Origin of the sequence: Proteus vulgaris (assembly GCF_016647575.1) — a bacterium.
Classification (GTDB): Bacteria; Pseudomonadota; Gammaproteobacteria; order Enterobacterales; family Enterobacteriaceae; genus Proteus; species Proteus mirabilis_B.
Genome location: NZ_CP032663.1, coordinates 564201 through 578153 on the forward strand (window position 1 = coordinate 564201; position 13953 = coordinate 578153).

The window sequence follows — 13953 nt, forward strand, 5'->3', positions numbered from 1 at the left end:
AGTAAAAAGTGGTGTTCTCCTTAGGAAAAAATGGTTCTCAATGAATAATTCAGATCAGGTAAAACAGCTTGAAGACGCCGTCTCGCTTGCATTAGAGCTGGCTGCTAAACAGTGTGATAGTGCTGAAGTCGCTATTAATAAATCGACGGGCATTAGTGTGAGTACGCGTTACGGTGAAGTTGAAAATGTTGAATTTAACAGTGATGGTGCTTTAGGCATTACGGTTTACCAACAACAACGTAAAGGTAGTGCATCTTCAACAGATTTAAGTCCTGATGCAATTAAGCGTGCTGTACAAGCCGCTGTGGATATTGCACGCTATACTTCAGTTGACCCGTATGCAGGACCTGCTGATCAAGAGCTATTAGCCTTTGATGCGCCTTTCCTTGATCTTTACCATCCTACCGAAGTAACGGCAGATAAAGCGATTGAATTAGCATCACGAGCAGAAAAAGCCGCTTTAGATAGCGATAGCCGTATTATTAATACAGAAGGGGGCAGTTTTAATAGCCACAGTGGAACCCGTGTATTTGGTAATAGCCTTGGCTTATTAAAAAGCTATTCATCTTCACGCTATTCTATGTCGAGCTGTGTTATTGCTCGTGATGGTGAAGATATGGAGCGCGATTATGCCTACACCATTAGTCGTCGTTTTGATGATCTGGAATCGCCTGAATGGGTAGGTCAAGAGTGTGCTCGCCGTACTTTATCTCGCCTTGCACCTCGTAAGCTCCCAACCATGAAAGCCCCCGTTATTTTTGCAGCCGATGTTGCGACTGGTATTTTTGGCCATTTGGTGGCGGCAATCAGTGGTAGCATGATTTATCGTGAATCTTCTTGTTTACTCGATAGCTTAGGGAAGCAAATTTTCCCTCAATGGCTAAATATTCAAGAGCGTCCTCACTTAATGAGAGGCCTAGCATCAACACCATTTGATAGCGAAGGTGTGCGCACAACTGATGCCGAAATTATTAAAGATGGCGTATTACAAGAGTGGCTATTAACCACTTATTCAGCAAGAAAATTGGGTTTAAAAAGTAATGGTCATGCTGGTGGTATTCATAACTGGTATATCCCAGGGCAAGGTTTATCATTTGATGCACTGTTAAAAGAGATGGGAACAGGGCTAGTTGTGACAGAATTGATGGGACAAGGCGTCAGCACAGTAACAGGTGATTATTCTCGTGGCGCGAGCGGTTTTTGGGTTGAAAACGGTGAAATTCAATATCCTGTAAGTGAAGTCACTATTGCGGGTAACTTAAAAGATATGTGGGCAAATATTGCCACTATGGGTGATGATATCGAGATGCGCAGTAATGTTCAGTGTGGATCGTTGTTATTACCAGAAATGAGTATTGCAGGTGAGTAAATTCTAGATACTGATCGCAACCTTTAATCTCAGCCCGCAATGGGCTGAGATATCGCGTTTATCAGTGTGCTTTTCAATTTGAGAAGATAAAAATAAGACGCGAACCTTCAGCTCTGCTTAACGGTGTAATTCACCCGCAGCTTCAGGTTGGTATAGAATTTCTAATACTTTAACCTTAGTTTCAAGGCCATTAGGCAGCTTCCAACTGATCTCATCATCAATCGCTAAACCTAGTAGCGCAGCACCCATTGGTGCCATAACGGAAAGTTCAGTAGTGCTGTCTTTTAATGAAGCAGGATACACTAATGTACGAGTACGCTCTTCATTATTTTTTAAGTCCATAAAACGGACTTTGCTGTTCATTGTGACAATATTAGCAGGGATATCAGCTGGTGTAACAATGTCAGCACGATCTAACTCTTCATTCAATGCTTCAGCAATCGGGCTATCTGCAAATGCCGGTTGTTCAAGTAGTGAATCTAAACGTTCTGCATCAAGTTCGTTGATGATAATTGTTGGCTTTGTCATACCACACTCCAATTTATTCCAATGCAAAACAACACCCCCACGGGTGAGGTGGGGGTGTTGTTAAACTCATATAAGAGATAATAGGCGGTTCTGTATAAAAAAGAAAGAGACAGTGATCACAGTCTCTTTCGGGTTATTTAGTTAAGAAATGCTAATCTATTGTTTTCTATTACGATTATTCTTCATCAAACCCCGATTCAAATAATGCGATAATAGCATCAATAGCTTCATTTTCATCACTACCTGTAACTTCTATATCAATTTGACTGCCTTGCTCTGAATCTAACATCAGCATAGCAATCACACTATCCGCTTGTGCCTCAACCCCTTCGTTGTTGCGTAAAATGACGGTTGATTGAAATGTTTTTACTAAATCAAACAACTTCATTGCAGGTCTTGCATGCATACCGAGTCGATTTTTAATCGCAACTTGTCGATATTGGGTCATTTGCGTTTTTCTAGTGTTCTGTGACGTGATTGTACGTTTTTCCCTCTAGAGCGGAAATAATCTGCGAGTTGCTCTGCAACATAAACAGAACGGTGTTTACCACCCGTACAACCAATCGCAACCGTCAAATAACTACGGTTATTGGTTTCTAACATCGGCAACCAAAGTTCAAGGTAGCTTCTAGTTTGATAAATAAAGTTATGAACTTCAGTGTGCCTATCTAAAAATGCCGCGACAGGGCGATCAAGACCTGTCATTGGACGCAGTTTAGGATCCCAATGTGGATTTGGTAAGAATCGCACGTCAAAAACATAGTCTGCATCAATAGGAATACCATGTTTAAAGCCAAACGATTCAAAGACCATCGTCAGCTCACGTTCACGCTTACCTAACAAGCGAGTACGCAGCATTTCTGCGAGCTCATGAACTGACATCTCAGAAGTATCAATGATGAGATCAGCGCGTGATCGCAATGGCTCAAGCAGATCACTTTCGGTATCAATTGCCATTTCTAACGAAAGGTTCTTGGTCGAAAGAGGGTGAAGACGTCGAGTATCACTATAACGACGAATTAAGGTATTTCTATCTGCGTCTAAAAATAAGAGTTGTGGAGAATATTCAGCGGGTAAACTTTCCAGCGCTTTTTCGAAGATCTCCGGCGACTCTGGCATATTTCGGACATCAATACTGACTGCGGCAGCAGAAGCATCACGTTCAGCCAGTGTTTTTGCGAGCTCAGGTAAAAGATCAACAGGTAAGTTATCAACACAATAAAATCCCATGTCTTCAAGCGCACGCAAAGCGACTGACTTACCTGAACCAGAGCGTCCGCTGACTATCATCAGCACCATGAGGTAGCTCCCCTATAATTTCCCAGTGATGAATATCATTCCACTGTATGCTATTCGCGTCCTACTAAACCCGTAGGGGTTATTCTGTGATAATCTGATAAAGCTCTTCATCACTTTGTGCGGAGCGTAGTCGGCGACATAAATTTTTGTCTGCCAACTGTTTTGCAATCAAAGACAGTGTGTGTAAATGTTCCTTACATTGTGTCGCAGGAACGAGTAATGCGAACAACAAGTCGACAGGTTGATTATCAATAGCGTCGAAGGCAATAGGTTCGCTTAGGTGAAGAAACACACCAACTACTTTTTCTGTTTCATCACTTTCAATACGTCCATGAGGGATAGCTAACCCCCCCCCAATCCCTGTTGTACCGACTTTTTCACGCGTTAATAAAGCTTCAAATATCAGTGTTTCGGGTAAATTAAGTGCTTTAGCTGCATTTTCACTGATAATTTCTAACGCGCGCTTTTTACTCGTGCAATGTACATCATTATGCGTACATGCCAGAGAAAGTACGTCGCTAATATTCATCTTTGTATCGTTGTTCATTGTCTTATTCACTTAGACCAGCAAACCAGATGCCACAAAGTGACATCTGGTTTTTTGTTACTGATATTGATTAGGCGTTGGCTTAAACCGAGTCATAAACAACGCAGTAACTTCGCCGATTGTATCCCCATTTTACAATGGGAAATGAATTAATGTTGTCTCAGTTTATCTTTGTGTTTGGTTAATTGACGAGCCAGTTTATCCATTAATCCATCAATTGCTGCGTACATATCTTCTGCTTCCGCAGAGGCATGCAATTCACCGCCGTTAACTTGAATGGTCGCTTCCGCGATTTTATTAACTTTCTCGACTTTCAGGATCACCTGAACGTTATTAATTTTGTCAAAGAACTGAGGTAATTTCGCGCTTTTTGCTTTGACGGTATCACGCAGAGCATCGGTTAATTCAATATTATGACCAGTGATTTGAAGTTCCATAGTGTCTTCCTTCTCAATTATGCTCAAACCAACTCTTTGCGTTGATTTGAAGGCGGGATGGATAATGACTCTCTATACTTCGCAACAGTGCGTCGAGCAACCTGTATTCCAAGTTCTCCGAGCATATCAGCCAGTTTACTATCACTAAGTGGTTTCGCTGGATTTTCTGCTGCGATTAGTTTCTTCACTAAAGCCCTGATTGCTGTTGAAGAGGCTTCGCCTCCGCTATCAGTATTCACATGGCTAGAGAAAAAATACTTCAATTCGAAAATTCCTCTCGGGCAATGCAAAAATTTTTGCGTTGTCACTCGAGAAATGGTGGATTCGTGCATTTCAACCTGTTCAGCAATATCTGCTAACACAAGGGGTTTCATATGCTCTTCACCCAATTCGAAAAATGCCTGCTGTGTGTCAACAATGCAATGAGCGACTTTTAATAATGTCTCATTACGGCTTTCTAAACTTTTTATCAGCCATTTGGCTTCTTGTAAATTATCACGAATAAATTTTCCATCACTCTCATTTTGGGTCGATTGACCCAATGCTGCGTAGGTCTCATTTATTCGTAGGCGAGGAATGCTATCTGTATTTAACTCAACTTGCCAGCGCTCACCTGATTTTTTTACCAGTATATCTGGAATAACATACTCTGACTCGCCTGTATCAATACTTAATCCGGGTTTAGGATCAAGAGACTGGATCATCTCAATAACCGATTTAAGTGTCTCTTCACGTAACTTCGTTTGACGCATCAATTGGCGAAAGTCACGGTTACCTAGCAACTCTAAATATTGGCTGATCACTAACTGCGTTTCTTTAAGATAAGGTGTTTCTGTTGAAAAAGCGGATAGCTGAATCAAAAGACACTCTTTTAAATCACGCGCAGCAACACCAATAGGATCAAAGCGTTGGATACGTTTTAATACGGCTTCGACTTCATCAAGCTCTAACTCATCATCGCCCATTCCAGCAAGGATGTCATCTGTTGTGACAGTTAAATATCCTGTTTCATCAATAGCATCGATAATACTTATCGCAATTGCTCTGTCTGTTTCTGAAAACGGAGTGAGATCAGCCTGCCATGTTAGGTAATCTTGCAATGAAGCCGTTGTTTCGCCTTGATACAGTGGAAGTTCATCATCAGTATAGTCATTACTGGTGCCAGAAGGTGTGCCTGCGGTGTAGATCTCTTCCCATTGAGTATCTAAAGGGAGATCATCAGGCATCTCTTTTTGCTCTAAAGCATCCAGCGTATCGAACTCTTCAACTTCGTTTTCGGTTGTTGTTTCTGTTGTAGAGTCGGACTGATTTTCTGTATGAGAGGTATCGTCTGAAACGGGATCTTGTTGATCGTCGTCTTGTTCTAGAAGTGGATTAGACTCAAGCGCTTGCTGAATTTCTTGTTGTAATTCAAGCGTCGAAAGTTGCAACAAACGAATAGCCTGTTGTAGCTGTGGCGTCATTGCCAGTTGCTGACTAAGACGAAGTTGCAGACTTTGTTTCATAATAATGCGATGAGTCCTTTGCTGTTGTCATCCATGACAGAGTAAAAGTGAATCAAAGATTACAGGCGGAAGCCTTCACCTAAGTAAACACGTTTAACTTGCTCATTTTCAAGAATTTCTTCTGGTGAACCATGAGCGATAAGGTGACCTTGGCTGACAATATAAGCACGTTCACATACATCTAATGTTTCACGAACGTTATGGTCAGTAATCAGTACACCTAATCCATAATCACGTAGATGCTGGATAATTTTTTTAATATCTAATACCGAAATAGGGTCAACACCCGCAAAAGGTTCATCTAATAAAATGAATTTGGGGTTTGCTGCCAATGCCCGCGCGATTTCAACACGGCGGCGTTCACCCCCTGATAATGATTGCCCTAAGCTGTTACGCAAGTGGCTGACATTAAACTCTTCTAGTAGCTCTTCTGCACGGTCTTTTCGTTCTTCAGGCGTTAGATCATGGCGGATTTCTAAGATCCCCATAATATTGTCATAAACGCTTAAGCGTCTAAAAATAGACGCTTCTTGAGGAAGATAGCCAATGCCTTTACGTGCTCGTTCATGTAACGGTAACAGCGTAATGTCTTCATCATCAATTGTAATACTACCTGCATCACGAGCTACAATGCCAACAACCATATAGAATGTGGTTGTTTTACCTGCACCATTAGGTCCAAGTAAGCCGACAATCTCACCTGAATTAACGTTCAGACTTACATCACCGACAACGGTGCGCCCTTTGTATGCTTTCGCTAAATTTTCAGCTTTTAACAGCGCCATAAAGTGTTACTTACCTTTGTTGTTAACACCAGGGCCTTTCTCTTGCAACTGGGAAGGCAGTAAAACAGTAGTCACTTGTTTACCTTTACCGCTAAACGCTTCCATTTGCTGAGTTGGGACGAGATAAGTGATCTTATCACCGGTGATATTACTGTCTAATTGTTCAAGATAGGCTTTACCCGTTAAGGTCATTAACTCTTTATCCATTTCATAGGTCATTTTCTCGCCACGACCTTTGATAGGTTTGCCATCATCTTGTAACTGATAAAAAGTCACAGGGTTACCAAACGCTTCTATTACGATCCTTTTGGAGTCACCACCCGGGCGTGTGACAACAACTTTATCAGCACGAATATCGATAGAACCTTGTTTGATCACAACATTTTGTGTAAAGGTTGTAACGTTTTTTTCTAGATCAAGCGACTGTTTCTCTGAATTCACAACAATAGGTTGTTGTGTGTCATCTTTAAGCGCCATCGCAGGTACACTTATCGCTAAAAGTGTACCGATAATCAGTGTATTACGGATTTTTTGATTCATTAGGGATCTCATAATAGGTGTTTACCTTTTCAATCAGCTCTGCACGTTTCTCGCGCAGATTGCCTCGCATTTTTAAGCCGACTGATTTCAGTCCGACGCCGATAATAGTCACTTCATCATCAGAGGAAACATCCTGTGTATCCAAATTTGCGATAGCATTGTCTGTGCTTATTCTCTGTAGTTGAGAATCATCTGTTAAGCTATCAATTTGAACATCGCCATAAAGATAGAGCATTTTACTGTTTGTTAGCTTGGCTTTATTTGCGCGTACTGTCCATGTTGCATCCCCTGTCGGTGAATAGGTAGTTAAGACAGGGTTAGTAAACCATGTAAACTTTTGCTGAGCATAGTTTTTAACATCATCAGCAACAAGTTTATATCCGAGTATACCCGTTGGTTCATAAACAAAAGATATCGATGATTTGGATTGATAGGTTGGCTGACCATCATCAACAATCTCACCATCACCGAATTCAGTGTTATTAGTATAGTTCCAGCCAATCAGCCCAAGGGCGATAATGGCAAGAATTAAGGTAAACCAGGATTTTAATTTATTCATTCTGTATCGTTATACGTTAAATCGAAAGACCTTTAGCTTCTTCAAGCCGACCTTGCGCTAAAAGGATTAAATCGCACAATTCTCGTACTGCACCACGCCCCCCCGCAATGCGAGTCACGTAATTAGCACGAGGTGTAAGTAATGGATGTGCATCAGCCACGGCGACAGAAAGTCCTACTTTTTCCATTACAGGTAAATCAATCAGGTCGTCACCAATATAGGCTGTTTGTTCAGGTTTAAGGTTTAGTGTATCTAACAGTTGTTGATACGCCAAAAGCTTATTATGCTGACCTTGGTAAAGATATGTAATGCCAAGGGTTTTAGCACGATCTTCTAACAGTTTAGACTGACGACCTGTAATGATAGCAACCTCAATGCCTGATGTAAGCAAACAACGGATGCCATACCCATCACGAACGTTAAAGGCTTTTAATTCTTCGCCATTATTGCCCATGTAAATGAGTCCGTCCGACATCACACCATCAACATCACAAATCAGCAATTGGATTTTTTCTGCTTTTTTGATGATTTGCTCGCTTACTGCACCATAACAAGTTTCTATCATTGTATTCATTTTTATCCTTCGAACGTTATGACTATCTTATACAACACCAGCCTGTAATAAATCATGCATATGTAAAACACCTAACAGGATATCACTATCTTGTTCTGTTACTAATAGCGAGGTGATATGTTTTGCTTGCATTAAATTCAGTGCTTCAACTGCCAAACAATCTGGGCGAATACGAATACCGCCTCTTGTCATAACATCTGAAATTTTGGCATTGTTCAGATCTATCCCTAAATCAAATATTCTTCGTAAGTCACCATCAGTAAAGATACCGTTGATCAGCATACTATCATCGCAAATGACGGTCATACCTAATTTTTTACGGGTTATCTCGACAAGTGCTTCACGTAAAGTGGCATCTTTAGTGACGCGAGGGATATCTGCCTCTTTATTCATTAAATCACTGACATGAAGGAGTAATTTACGACCTAATGCCCCTCCAGGATGAGAGAGCGCAAAATCTTCAGCAGTAAAACCACGGGCACGTAACAGTGCTATTGCTAGTGCATCCCCCATTACCAAGGTTGCCGTTGTACTGGTTGTTGGTGCAAGACCTAAAGGACAGGCTTCTTTAGGTACTTTGATACAAAGATGAATATCAGACGCTTTCCCCATTGTACTTTGAGGAGTGCGTGTCATACAAATCAGTGTTATCTGTTTACGTTTAAGTACTGGGATCAGCGCAAGGATTTCGCTGGCTTCACCTGAGTTTGAAATCGCCAAAACAATATCTTTTTCTGTCACCATGCCTAAGTCGCCATGGCTTGCTTCACCGGGATGAACGAAGAAAGAAGGTGTTCCTGTGCTGGCGAATGTCGCCGCAATTTTATGTCCAATATGGCCAGATTTACCCATACCCATAACAATGACTCTACCTTGGCAGTGGAAAATTTTTTCACAGGCTAGAGTGAAGTCATCATTGATGTATTGTTCTAGTTCAGCTAACCCATCACGTTCAATATGAAGGACTTTTTTACCCGCTTGCTGAAAATCAAACTCGGTCATTTTTTTGTACCATTTATTTTAGGTTAAGAGAGAATGTGCGACGCACAACACCGTAATATAAACAATAAAGCAAACTAACAAGAATATCCCTTTTCCTCGATTAAGACGTCGTTTGCGCCCTAATGAAAAGAGAGAAAACAGTAAACTGGCGACACCAAGCACAGCAAAGCTAAAATAAAATGTGTTGATATTAAATGTGCTTGGTGAGAGTAATGCTGGCATTCCTAACACAAAAGTGAGATTGAAAATATTAGCACCTATAATATTCCCTAATGCTAATTCATTCTCGCGTCTTAGTGCTGCCACAATAGTTGTTGCTAATTCAGGTAGGCTTGTTCCAATCGATAGCAAGGTTAAACCAACAAAAAAGCCACTAAGATGATACTGTTGCATTAAAATAAAGACATTATCCAATATCATTTGGGTTGCAACTGGAATAATAAGTAAAGCAATAACAACCCAAAAAAGTGCAACAGAATTACGGGGATTTGTCTGTAATTCAAAACGCGTTAAGGTTTCTAAAGGTAATACGTGACGCTCTTGTGTTAGTGTTTTATGCATCGTTTTTATCATTAGAAAGATGGATGCAAAACCAATAAAAAAGAGCAGCGTGCCTTCTCTAAGCCCTAAGTTTCCGCTAGAAACGATAATGCCAACAAGTATGATGACTATAATCATCAAGGGAAGCTCTTTTTTTAGCACTGCGGATTGAATGTTCATAGGATAAATCATCGCGCCAATACCAGCGATGAGGAGAAGGTTGGTGAGTGTAGAGCCAATGGCTGTCCCGATAGCAATATCAGGTAAATTATGAACAGCAGCATCGGTTGAAACAAAAAGCTCAGGCAGTGAAGTACCGGTGCCTACAATTAAGATACCAATAACGGCAGGTGGGATTTTTAACGATTGCGCAAAAACGCTCGCACCATAAACTAATCGGTCTGATGCATAAACGAGTAGCATCAACCCAAAAATTAAAAGAGACAAAGTAATCAACATGCCATCAGTTTTCCAACAATGAGCGAATAAAGAAAAAACCAATAAGACAGGGCTGATAAAAAAACATATTGTCAAAAGGTTTTGCTAATTAACCATATTTTGACTAGCCAAGCACGAAAAGTAAAATTAACCGTGCAATAAATTGCTAAATAGTGGTGATTTCTTTGTAACATAGCGAATGACCTGCCAAAATAGCGTAAAAATTCGTTTATGCAGACAGGCTTGAGGATGTTTTATTCATGAACGCACAATCTGACAATCTAATTGAAGTGCGCAATATGAACTTCACTCGCGGTAGCAGAAAGATTTTCTCTGAGATCAATCTTGTTGTACCAAGAGGAAAAGTGACTGCGATTATGGGCCCTTCAGGGATTGGTAAAACAACCTTGTTACGCCTAATGGGAGGACAAATCCTTCCAGATAGTGGTGAAATTTGGTTTGATGGCGACAATATTCCTGCGCTATCACGCTCCGCGTTGTATCAGGCAAGAAAGAAAATGAGTATGCTTTTTCAATCAGGCGCACTGTTTACAGACATGAATGTGTTTGAAAATGTGGCATTTCCACTAAGAGAGCATACAAATTTACCTGAAGCATTAATCCGTACAACGGTGATGATGAAACTTGAAGCCGTGGGTTTACGTGGTGCAGCAAGTTTAATGCCTTCTGAATTATCAGGAGGAATGGCGAGAAGGGCGGCATTAGCAAGAGCCATTGCGCTTGATCCTGAATTGATTATGTTTGATGAGCCTTTTGTTGGGCAAGATCCTATCACAATGGGTGTGCTTGTTAAGCTAATTGATGAGTTAAATCATGCGCTTGGTGTGACTTGTGTTGTGGTTTCCCATGATGTGCCAGAAGTGTTAAGTATCGCCGATTACGCCTATATTGTTGCAGAGCAGAAAGTCATTGCTCAAGGTAGCGCACAAGAATTACAGGACAATCCAAATAGGCAAGTAAGACAGTTTTTAGATGGTATTGCTGATGGCCCTGTACCATTCCGTTTTCCTGCGGGAGATTATCAGGACGACCTATTAGGACGAGGAAATTAGTACGTGGTAAATTTATTATCTCGCATTGGCGTTAGAGCGTTAGCGATTTTTGCAACCTTCGGTAGAGCAGGCATTATGCTCTTTCGAGCATTAGTCGGTAAGCCTGAATTTCGTAAACAGTGGCCTCTATTATTGAAGCAACTGTATAACGTCGGCGTTCAATCCTTATTAATTATCATGGTGTCTGGCTTATTTATTGGCATGGTGTTGGGATTACAAGGCTATCTTGTTTTAACAACCTTTAGTGCTGAAGCGAGTCTTGGCATGATGGTCGCACTTTCATTGTTAAGAGAATTAGGTCCAGTCGTGACGGCATTATTATTTGCGGGTCGTGCGGGCTCTGCTTTAACAGCTGAAATAGGCTTGATGAAAGCCACAGAACAAATTTCTAGTTTAGAAATGATGGCAGTCGATCCTTTAAGACGTGTCGTTGCGCCTCGTTTTTGGGCAGGTCTTATTAGTATGCCATTGCTTTCACTTATTTTTGTTGCCATCGGTATTTGGGGTGGTGCAATTGTGGGTGTGGATTGGAAAGGGATCGATGAAGGCTTTTTCTGGGCATCTATGCAAGGTGCCGTTGAATGGCGACTCGATTTAGTAAACTGCTTTATTAAAAGTGTCGTTTTTGCCATTACCGTCACTTGGATAGCGCTCTTTAACGGGTATGACGCAATCCCAACATCAGAAGGGATTAGCAGAGCAACAACACGTACCGTTGTTCATTCATCGTTAGCCGTATTGGGTTTAGATTTTGTGCTAACAGCACTGATGTTTGGGAACTAAGTCATGCAAAGTAAAAAAATTGAAGTTTGGGTTGGTCTATTTGTTCTGATTGCGTTAGCTGCCGTGATTTTCTTATGCCTTAAAGTAGCTGATATTAAAGAAATGGGTAATCAACCAACTTATCGTGTTTATGCCAGCTTCGGTAATATTGGTGGGTTAAAAGAACGCTCCCCAGTTAAGATTGGTGGTGTGGTGATTGGTCGTGTTTCTTCTATCACTTTAAAAGAAGAAGATGAAGGGAACTATCGACCTGAAGTCGCTCTCGATATTTTGAGCATTTATGACCACATTCCAGAAAGTAGCTCACTGTCTATTCGTACATCGGGTTTATTAGGTGAACAGTTCCTTGCATTGAATTTAGGTTTTTATGATGAAGCATTAGATTCTACTCTGCTCAAAGACGGAGGACGGATCACAAACACCAATTCAGCAATGGTACTAGAAGATCTTATTGGTCAATTCCTTTATAAAACGGGTGATGGTGATGATTCAGCAAAATCTGAATCTCAACCAACGCAAGAACACTCTGCATTACCTTAATCATTAATTCCTATACGATGCACTTATACATTTAGCTAGATCTAGCGTCATAAATGCATCGTATTATTGAAACCCTATTTGAGGAGAAGCGAACGTATGTTTAAACGCTTATTGATGGTCGCACTATTAGTGATAACGCCTTTTGCAATGGCAGTAGATAAAACTAATCCTTATGCATTGATGGAAGATGCGGCGCAAAAGACCTTTAGTAAATTAAAAAATGAACAGCCTGAAATTCGTAAAAACCCTGAAGTTTTACGTCAAATTGTTCAGCAAGAATTATTGCCTTATGTGCATATTAAATATGCGGGTGCATTAGTGTTAGGACCGCATTATCGTAATGCAACACCAGCACAACGTGATGCTTATTTCACTGCATTTGAAGCGTATCTAGCTCAAGTATATGGTCAAGCATTAGCGATGTATGAAGGCCAAGAGTACCGTATTGAACCTGCAAAACCTTTCGCAGATAAATCAACGTTAACTATTCGTGTCACTATCATTGATACAAATGGTCGCCCACCAGTTCGCCTTGATTTCCAATGGCGTAAAAACAGCAAAACAGGCGAATGGCAAGCTTATGATATGATTGCTGAAGGTGTCAGCATGATCACTACAAAACAGAATGAATGGTCAGATATTTTAAATTCTAAAGGTGTTGATGGTTTAACAAAACAGTTAGAAATCAGTGCTAAAACACCAATTACACTGGATGAGAAAAAATAACATGTCAGCTTCGTTAAATTGGGAAAAAAAGGAGGGTGTCCTCTATTTCCAAGGAACGCTAGATCGTGAAACGTTATTGCCTGTTTGGCAGAAACGTAAAACATTATTAGCTGATATTAATATCATTGATATTTCTGCCTTAGGACATATTGATTCAACTGGGTTGGCACTTTTTGTTCACTTAAAAGCAGAAATGGAAGAGCAAAATCGTCAATTTATTATTCAAGGCGTAAGTGAGCGTTTTCAGACCTTAATTACACTCTATGATCTTGATGAAATTATGAATATTGCCTAATACAGATTTTGAGTAAAGGTATTAAAAAGCCCCCTTCGTGATACTTTTATCATTAAGGGGGTTTTTGATGGTTTAAGAGTAGAGCGGATTCCATTAGGATAGACGACTGATTATTATTTTAACGTTGAGATTGAGCAATTATGGATACAAATGAAATCAAACAAGTATTAATGGACAGCCTGTCTTTAGATGAAGTCATCGTCAATGGTGATGGTAGTCACTTTCAAGTTGTCGTTGTTGGCGCAATGTTTGAGGGAATGAGCAGAGTAAAACAACAACAAACCATTTATGCCCCTTTGATGGAATATATCGCAGATAACCGTATTCACGCTTTGTCTATTAAAGCCTACACACCTGAAGAGTGGAAGAGAGATCGTAAACTTAACGGGCTTTGATTCAGTAGGTATACAGCG

At 40.6% G+C, this 13953-nt stretch carries 19 protein-coding genes; 7 read left to right on the top strand and 12 right to left on the bottom strand.

The annotated features are described in order from the left end of the window. Positions 1-40: 40 nt before the first annotated feature. Complete coding sequence (gene pmbA / locus D7029_RS02700; protein ID WP_194951779.1) at positions 41-1369, top strand: metalloprotease PmbA; 1329 nt, start codon at positions 41-43, stop codon at positions 1367-1369. 117 nt (positions 1370-1486) lie between these two features. Here the strand turns inward: pmbA and rnk are convergent, their stop codons facing one another. The 12 genes from rnk to D7029_RS02760 form a co-directional block, all read right to left on the bottom strand. Continuing rightward, positions 1487-1897 carry a nucleoside diphosphate kinase regulator gene (rnk, locus tag D7029_RS02705; protein WP_075671465.1) on the bottom strand — a complete coding sequence of 137 codons (411 nt, stop codon included), beginning with the start codon at positions 1895-1897 and terminating at the stop codon, positions 1487-1489. Between the two features lie 175 nt (positions 1898-2072). After that, positions 2073-2345: a PTS phosphocarrier protein NPr gene (npr, locus tag D7029_RS02710; RefSeq protein ID WP_006535359.1), complete on the bottom strand. Its 273-nt coding sequence runs from the start codon at positions 2343-2345 to the stop codon at positions 2073-2075. Next, positions 2342-3196: an RNase adapter RapZ gene (gene rapZ, locus D7029_RS02715; protein ID WP_023582880.1), complete on the bottom strand. Its 855-nt coding sequence runs from the start codon at positions 3194-3196 to the stop codon at positions 2342-2344. Before rapZ ends, npr begins: the two co-directional genes overlap by 4 nt. Positions 3197-3275: 79 nt before the next feature. Continuing rightward, positions 3276-3743 (bottom strand): PTS IIA-like nitrogen regulatory protein PtsN, encoded by a 468-nt coding sequence (gene ptsN, locus D7029_RS02720; protein ID WP_023582879.1) that lies wholly within the window; start codon positions 3741-3743, stop codon positions 3276-3278. 149 nt (positions 3744-3892) lie between these two features. Then, entirely contained in the window at positions 3893-4180 is a 288-nt protein-coding gene (hpf, locus tag D7029_RS02725) for a ribosome hibernation promoting factor (protein ID WP_036913954.1), read from the bottom strand. A 23-nt stretch (positions 4181-4203) separates the two neighbouring features. Further along, a complete protein-coding gene (gene rpoN, locus D7029_RS02730) occupies positions 4204-5685 on the bottom strand; it encodes an RNA polymerase factor sigma-54 (RefSeq protein WP_194951780.1) in 1482 nt (493 codons plus the stop codon). 59 nt (positions 5686-5744) lie between these two features. Next, on the bottom strand, positions 5745-6470 hold the full coding sequence (gene lptB / locus D7029_RS02735; RefSeq protein WP_006535352.1) for an LPS export ABC transporter ATP-binding protein: 726 nt from the start codon (positions 6468-6470) through the stop codon (positions 5745-5747). A 6-nt stretch (positions 6471-6476) separates the two neighbouring features. Further along, on the bottom strand, positions 6477-7010 hold the full coding sequence (gene lptA, locus D7029_RS02740; protein ID WP_075671459.1) for a lipopolysaccharide ABC transporter substrate-binding protein LptA: 534 nt from the start codon (positions 7008-7010) through the stop codon (positions 6477-6479). Then, positions 6991-7569 (bottom strand): LPS export ABC transporter periplasmic protein LptC, encoded by a 579-nt coding sequence (lptC, locus tag D7029_RS02745; RefSeq protein WP_075671457.1) that lies wholly within the window; start codon positions 7567-7569, stop codon positions 6991-6993. The genes lptA and lptC overlap by 20 nt, the downstream gene beginning before the upstream one ends. A 16-nt stretch (positions 7570-7585) precedes the next feature. Continuing rightward, a complete protein-coding gene (gene kdsC, locus D7029_RS02750) occupies positions 7586-8143 on the bottom strand; it encodes a 3-deoxy-manno-octulosonate-8-phosphatase KdsC (protein ID WP_098941210.1) in 558 nt (185 codons plus the stop codon). Positions 8144-8170: 27 nt separating this feature from the next. Further along, the gene (gene kdsD / locus D7029_RS02755) at positions 8171-9145 is read right to left on the bottom strand and encodes an arabinose-5-phosphate isomerase KdsD (RefSeq protein ID WP_075671453.1); all 975 of its coding nucleotides are present in this window, start codon (positions 9143-9145) and stop codon (positions 8171-8173) included. Positions 9146-9163: 18 nt separating this feature from the next. Beyond that, complete coding sequence (locus tag D7029_RS02760) at positions 9164-10144, bottom strand: calcium/sodium antiporter (protein ID WP_194951781.1); 981 nt, start codon at positions 10142-10144, stop codon at positions 9164-9166. Positions 10145-10383: 239 nt separating this feature from the next. Between D7029_RS02760 and mlaF the strand changes: the two genes are divergently transcribed. The 6 genes from mlaF to ibaG all read left to right on the top strand — a co-directional run bounded on the left by mlaF (position 10384) and on the right by ibaG (position 13935). Continuing rightward, positions 10384-11196 (top strand): phospholipid ABC transporter ATP-binding protein MlaF, encoded by an 813-nt coding sequence (mlaF, locus tag D7029_RS02765; RefSeq protein WP_072063774.1) that lies wholly within the window; start codon positions 10384-10386, stop codon positions 11194-11196. A gap of 3 nt (positions 11197-11199) precedes the next feature. Continuing rightward, positions 11200-11979: a lipid asymmetry maintenance ABC transporter permease subunit MlaE gene (gene mlaE / locus D7029_RS02770; RefSeq protein ID WP_075671447.1), complete on the top strand. Its 780-nt coding sequence runs from the start codon at positions 11200-11202 to the stop codon at positions 11977-11979. Between the two features lie 3 nt (positions 11980-11982). After that, positions 11983-12519 (top strand): outer membrane lipid asymmetry maintenance protein MlaD, encoded by a 537-nt coding sequence (mlaD, locus tag D7029_RS02775; protein ID WP_109393143.1) that lies wholly within the window; start codon positions 11983-11985, stop codon positions 12517-12519. Positions 12520-12615: 96 nt separating this feature from the next. Further along, on the top strand, positions 12616-13245 hold the full coding sequence (gene mlaC, locus D7029_RS02780; protein WP_075671443.1) for a phospholipid-binding protein MlaC: 630 nt from the start codon (positions 12616-12618) through the stop codon (positions 13243-13245). A 1-nt stretch (position 13246) separates the two neighbouring features. Continuing rightward, positions 13247-13540, top strand: a complete 294-nt coding sequence (gene mlaB / locus D7029_RS02785) for a lipid asymmetry maintenance protein MlaB (RefSeq protein WP_088493806.1) — start codon at positions 13247-13249, stop codon at positions 13538-13540. 140 nt (positions 13541-13680) lie between these two features. After that, the gene (ibaG, locus tag D7029_RS02790; RefSeq protein ID WP_006535338.1) at positions 13681-13935 is read left to right on the top strand and encodes a BolA family iron metabolism protein IbaG; all 255 of its coding nucleotides are present in this window, start codon (positions 13681-13683) and stop codon (positions 13933-13935) included. Positions 13936-13953 lie beyond the last annotated feature (18 nt).

What these genes read in the sequence shown, in the direction of transcription:
- pmbA (WP_194951779.1), top strand. Translation starts at nt 41, where the DNA reads ATGAATAATTCAGATCAGGTAAAACAGCTTGAAGACGCCGTCTCGCTT.
- rnk (WP_075671465.1), bottom strand. Translation starts at nt 1,897, where the DNA reads ATGACAAAGCCAACAATTATCATCAACGAACTTGATGCAGAACGTTTA.
- npr (WP_006535359.1), bottom strand. Translation starts at nt 2,345, where the DNA reads ATGACCCAATATCGACAAGTTGCGATTAAAAATCGACTCGGTATGCAT.
- rapZ (WP_023582880.1), bottom strand. Translation starts at nt 3,196, where the DNA reads ATGGTGCTGATGATAGTCAGCGGACGCTCTGGTTCAGGTAAGTCAGTC.
- ptsN (WP_023582879.1), bottom strand. Translation starts at nt 3,743, where the DNA reads ATGAACAACGATACAAAGATGAATATTAGCGACGTACTTTCTCTGGCA.
- hpf (WP_036913954.1), bottom strand. Translation starts at nt 4,180, where the DNA reads ATGGAACTTCAAATCACTGGTCATAATATTGAATTAACCGATGCTCTG.
- rpoN (WP_194951780.1), bottom strand. Translation starts at nt 5,685, where the DNA reads ATGAAACAAAGTCTGCAACTTCGTCTTAGTCAGCAACTGGCAATGACG.
- lptB (WP_006535352.1), bottom strand. Translation starts at nt 6,470, where the DNA reads ATGGCGCTGTTAAAAGCTGAAAATTTAGCGAAAGCATACAAAGGGCGC.
- lptA (WP_075671459.1), bottom strand. Translation starts at nt 7,010, where the DNA reads ATGAATCAAAAAATCCGTAATACACTGATTATCGGTACACTTTTAGCG.
- lptC (WP_075671457.1), bottom strand. Translation starts at nt 7,569, where the DNA reads ATGAATAAATTAAAATCCTGGTTTACCTTAATTCTTGCCATTATCGCC.
- kdsC (WP_098941210.1), bottom strand. Translation starts at nt 8,143, where the DNA reads ATGAATACAATGATAGAAACTTGTTATGGTGCAGTAAGCGAGCAAATC.
- kdsD (WP_075671453.1), bottom strand. Translation starts at nt 9,145, where the DNA reads ATGACCGAGTTTGATTTTCAGCAAGCGGGTAAAAAAGTCCTTCATATT.
- D7029_RS02760 (WP_194951781.1), bottom strand. Translation starts at nt 10,144, where the DNA reads ATGTTGATTACTTTGTCTCTTTTAATTTTTGGGTTGATGCTACTCGTT.
- mlaF (WP_072063774.1), top strand. Translation starts at nt 10,384, where the DNA reads ATGAACGCACAATCTGACAATCTAATTGAAGTGCGCAATATGAACTTC.
- mlaD (WP_109393143.1), top strand. Translation starts at nt 11,983, where the DNA reads ATGCAAAGTAAAAAAATTGAAGTTTGGGTTGGTCTATTTGTTCTGATT.
- mlaC (WP_075671443.1), top strand. Translation starts at nt 12,616, where the DNA reads ATGTTTAAACGCTTATTGATGGTCGCACTATTAGTGATAACGCCTTTT.
- mlaB (WP_088493806.1), top strand. Translation starts at nt 13,247, where the DNA reads ATGTCAGCTTCGTTAAATTGGGAAAAAAAGGAGGGTGTCCTCTATTTC.
- ibaG (WP_006535338.1), top strand. Translation starts at nt 13,681, where the DNA reads ATGGATACAAATGAAATCAAACAAGTATTAATGGACAGCCTGTCTTTA.